Here is a 3,953-nt window from a genome sequence, read left to right as displayed (position 1 = left end):
AGCCACGCTGGCGCAGCCGCGCGCGGTGCAGCGGCACCGGCAGGATCAGTTGTGGCGGCGGGGCGGGTGCGGCCGCGCGGCACCACAGCTGCGCCAGCGTGCGCCCGGCGGCCAGGTCGCGGCCGAACTTGTAGCGCGCCTCCAGCCGGTCCAGCGGCCAGCCGTAGCGGAACGGCGCCCACGCCGCATCCCACGGCGGCGGCTTGCGCTGGCAGGCGCCACACAGTGCCGCCGGACTCGGCAACGGCAGGGCACAGCGCGCGCAGCAGCTGGTGTTGCGGGGGAGTTCGGCGGCGCAGGCCACGCACACGTCCAGCCCGTCAGCACCGGCATCGCCGCAGAGCAGGCAGCGCCATGGCAGCAGCCAGCGGTGCAGCCGCCGCAGGGTTTGCAAGGGCGCATCCATGCGCATCGACCACTACCCCTGCGGCTTGTAGAGCGCCGCGTCGAGGATCGACCACAGGTGGATGAGCCAGCCCAGCCACACGATCCACAGCGCGATCGCCAGCACGAACATCACGATCGCCTTGAGCAGCCGTCCCTGCACCAGCTGGCCCAGCCCCGGAATGAAGAAGCTGCACACCGCGGCGATCACGTTGCCGGTGCTGCCCTGACCTGCGCTCATCGTGGTTCTCCGCTGGGGTGGGTCCGCAGGATGGTAGCGGACGGCGTGGGCGCGGTGTCCGTCAACCGGCGCTATCCGCAATTTGGTTGACACCTTTCCAGGCCGCTCCCAAACTGCCGCATCCCCACGCGGAGCCTTCGCTGCATGAGCCCCTCTCCCATCCGCCACGACTGGACGCGCGCGGAGGTCGCCGCACTTTTCGCGCTGCCGTTCAACGACCTGCTGCACCGCGCACACACGGTGCACCGCGAACACCACGATCCCAACGCAGTGCAGGTCTCGACGCTGCTGTCGATCAAGACCGGCGGATGCCCGGAGGATTGCGCCTACTGCCCGCAGGCGCAGCGCTACCAGACCGGCGTGCAGGCGGAGAAGCTGATGAGCGTGGAGGCCGTGCTCGAGCGCGCGCGGGCCGCGCGCGACGCCGGCGCCAGCCGCTTCTGCATGGGCGCGGCCTGGCGCAGCCCGAAGGACCGCGACGTGGCCAAGGTCGCGGAAATCGTCGGCGCGGTGAAGGCGCTGGGCCTGGAAACCTGCGCCACGCTGGGCATGCTGAGCGGCGAGCAGGCCGGCACGCTCAAGCGGGCGGGCCTGGACTACTACAACCACAACCTCGACAGCGCGCCGGAGTTCTATGGCCAGATCATCCACACGCGCGAATACCAGGACCGCCTCGACACGCTGGATCACGTGCGCAACGTGGGCCTGAAGACCTGCTGCGGCGGCATCGTCGGCATGGGCGAGTCGCGCGAGCAGCGCGCCGGCCTGCTGCAGACGCTGGCCAACCTGCCCGAGCATCCGCAGTCGGTGCCGATCAACCGGCTGGTGCAGGTCGAGGGCACGCCGCTGCACGGCACCGCGGCGCTCGATCCGTTCGAGTTCGTGCGCACCATCGCGGTGGCGCGCATCCTGATGCCGGCCTCGGTGGTGCGCCTGTCCGCCGGCCGCCAGCAGATGGACGAAGCGGTGCAGGCGCTGTGCTTCCACGCCGGCGCCAACTCGATCTTCTACGGCGAGAAGCTGCTGACCACCGGCAATCCGGACGTGGCCGCCGACCGCGCGCTGTTCGCGCGGCTGGACCTGCATCCGATGGAAGTGGTCGAGCATTCGGGTACCGTGCACGCCGACATCCTCGAATCCGCCTGATCTGCGCCACTCCCCCCAGCAGAGCCGGGGGAGTGGGCTGGGGAGAGGGGGAGGCCCTTGCTCTGACCATGACCATCGAACAGCCAAGAGCCCCCCTCACCCCAAACCGCTCCCCCGGCTCCGCCGGGGGAACGGGAGCCAAGCGTGTCGACCTCCTGCAACGTTTGGCCACCCATACGTCCGAACGCGCCGCCGCCGGCCTGCTTCGCCGCACCCGCACCATCGACCACGCCGAAGGCCCATGGCTGGAAGTCGACGGCCGCCGCCTGCTCGCCTTCTGCTCCAACGATTACCTGGGCCTGGCCGGGCACCCCCAGCTGATCGCGGCCTTCAAGCGCGTGGCCGACGACGAGGGCGTGGGCAGCACCGCCGCGCACCTGGTCTGCGGCCACCGCCGCGAGCACGCGATGCTGGAAGAGGCGCTGGCCGAGTGGACCGGCCGCGAGCGAGCGCTGCTGTTCTCCACCGGCTACATGGCCAACCTGGGCGCGATGCAGGCGCTGTTGGGCCGTGGCGACCTGTGCGTGCAGGACAGGCTCAACCACGCCTGCCTGCTCGATGGCGCCACGCTGGCCGGCGCCACGCTCAAGCGCTACCCGCATGGCGACGCCGCGGCCGCCGCGCGCCAGCTGGCCGTCGAACCCGGCGCCGCCGCCCTGCTCGCCACCGACGGCGTGTTCAGCATGGACGGCGACCGCGCCCCGCTGCGCGAACTGGCCACGCTGTGCCGGCACGAGGGCGCCACGCTGATGGTCGACGACGCGCACGGCCTGGGCGTGCTCGGGCCCGATGGCGCCGGCAGCGTCGCCGAGGCCGGCCTGGGAATGCGCGAAGTGCCCGTGCTGATGGCCACGCTGGGCAAGGCGCTGGGCACGCACGGCGCCTTCGTCGCCGGGCCGGCGACCCTCATCGAGGACCTCACCCAGTTTGCGCGCACCTTCGTCTACTCCACCGCGATGCCGCCGGCGCTCGCCGCCGCCGCACTTGCAGCGGTTCGACTGGCGCGCACGGACGGCTGGCGCCGCGAAAAGCTCGCCGCGTCGATCGCACGCTTCCGCCAGGGCGCCGCACGACTGGACCTGCCGCTGGCGCCTTCGGATACGCCGATCCAGCCGCTGCTGCTGGGCGACGCGGCCGCTGCGCTCGCCGCCGCGACCGCACTGGAGGAGCGCGGCCTGCTGGTGACCGCGATCCGACCGCCTACGGTGCCGGTCGGGCAGGCGCGCCTGCGCGTCACGCTGAGCGCCGCGCACGAGGAGGAGCACGTCGACCGCCTGCTCGACGCGCTGGCGGCACTGCCGCGGGCGCATGGCCAGGCGCCGGTATAATCGGCTGCTCGCCGTACCTCCACCCCATGATCGTCAACGTCGCCGCCTACCGTTTCGTCCCGCTCGCGGACCTGCCCGCGCTGCGCGATGCCCTGCGCACGCGCGCCGAGGCCGCGTCGCTCAAGGGCACCGTCCTGCTTGCGCCCGAGGGCATCAACCTGTTCCTGGCCGGCGCGCGCGCGGATGTCGATGCGTTCCTCGCCTGGCTGCGCGGGGACATCCGCTTCGCCGGCCTGGCGGTGAAGGAATCGCTGTCCGACCAGGCACCATTCGGCCGCCTGCGCGTGCGGCTCAAGCGCGAGATCATCACCCTGCGCGCGCCGGTGGCGCCGCACGCAGGCCGCGCGCCCGCGGTGGATGCGGCCACGCTCAAGCGCTGGCTGGACCAGGGCCATGACGATGCGGGCCGCCCGGTACTGCTGCTGGATACCCGCAACGCCTACGAGACCGACGTCGGCCGCTTCGCCGGCGCGCTCGACTACCGCATCCCGAGCTTCACTGCCCTGCCCGAGGCCGTGCTGGCCGACCGCGAGCGCTACCTGGGCAAGACCATCGTCTCCTACTGCACCGGCGGCATCCGCTGCGAGAAGGCGGCGCTGCATCTTTCGGCGCAGGGACTGGGCGAGGTGCTGCAGCTGGAAGGCGGCATCCTGAAATACCTGGAGGAGACCGACGGCAGCCACTGGGAAGGCGATTGCTTCGTGTTCGACGGGCGCGGCGCAATCGATAAAAGCCTCGGACCCACCCCGCTCCCTCTCCCCTCTGGGGAGAGGGCTGGGGTGAGGGGCCAATCTTGCGAAAAGCTCGCCAGAGGAATCTTGCCCGCGAGCCCTGACCCCTCACCCCAACCCTCT

General features: G+C 71.6%; 5 protein-coding genes. 3 read left to right on the top strand and 2 right to left on the bottom strand.

Annotation, left to right across the window (positions count from 1 at the left end):
• Together HOQ08_RS08715 and HOQ08_RS08710 are read right to left on the bottom strand one after the other, a co-directional pair.
• On the bottom strand, positions 1-406 hold a 406-nt coding region (locus HOQ08_RS08715), incomplete at its 3' end, for a double zinc ribbon domain-containing protein (RefSeq protein ID WP_291193356.1).
• A gap of 12 nt (positions 407-418) precedes the next feature.
• Positions 419-625 (bottom strand): hypothetical protein, encoded by a 207-nt coding sequence (locus HOQ08_RS08710; protein ID WP_291193354.1) that lies wholly within the window; start codon positions 623-625, stop codon positions 419-421.
• 144 nt (positions 626-769) lie between these two features.
• On the opposite strand from HOQ08_RS08710, the gene bioB reads away from it, so the two are divergent.
• The 3 genes from bioB to HOQ08_RS08695 all read left to right on the top strand — a co-directional run.
• On the top strand, positions 770-1,771 hold the full coding sequence (gene bioB, locus HOQ08_RS08705) for a biotin synthase BioB (RefSeq protein WP_291193352.1): 1,002 nt from the start codon (positions 770-772) through the stop codon (positions 1,769-1,771).
• A 164-nt stretch (positions 1,772-1,935) separates the two neighbouring features.
• The gene (gene bioF, locus HOQ08_RS08700; protein ID WP_291193350.1) at positions 1,936-3,099 is read left to right on the top strand and encodes an 8-amino-7-oxononanoate synthase; all 1,164 of its coding nucleotides are present in this window, start codon (positions 1,936-1,938) and stop codon (positions 3,097-3,099) included.
• A gap of 26 nt (positions 3,100-3,125) precedes the next feature.
• Positions 3,126-3,953, top strand: an 828-nt coding sequence (locus HOQ08_RS08695) for a sulfurtransferase (protein ID WP_291193348.1), incomplete at its 3' end; no start/stop codon positions are given.

This window comes from Frateuria sp. (assembly GCF_013362045.1).
Taxonomy (GTDB): domain Bacteria; phylum Pseudomonadota; class Gammaproteobacteria; order Xanthomonadales; family Rhodanobacteraceae; genus Frateuria_A.
The sequence above is the reverse complement of the archived record's forward strand: the minus strand, read 5'-3'. Positions and strand labels throughout refer to the sequence as shown.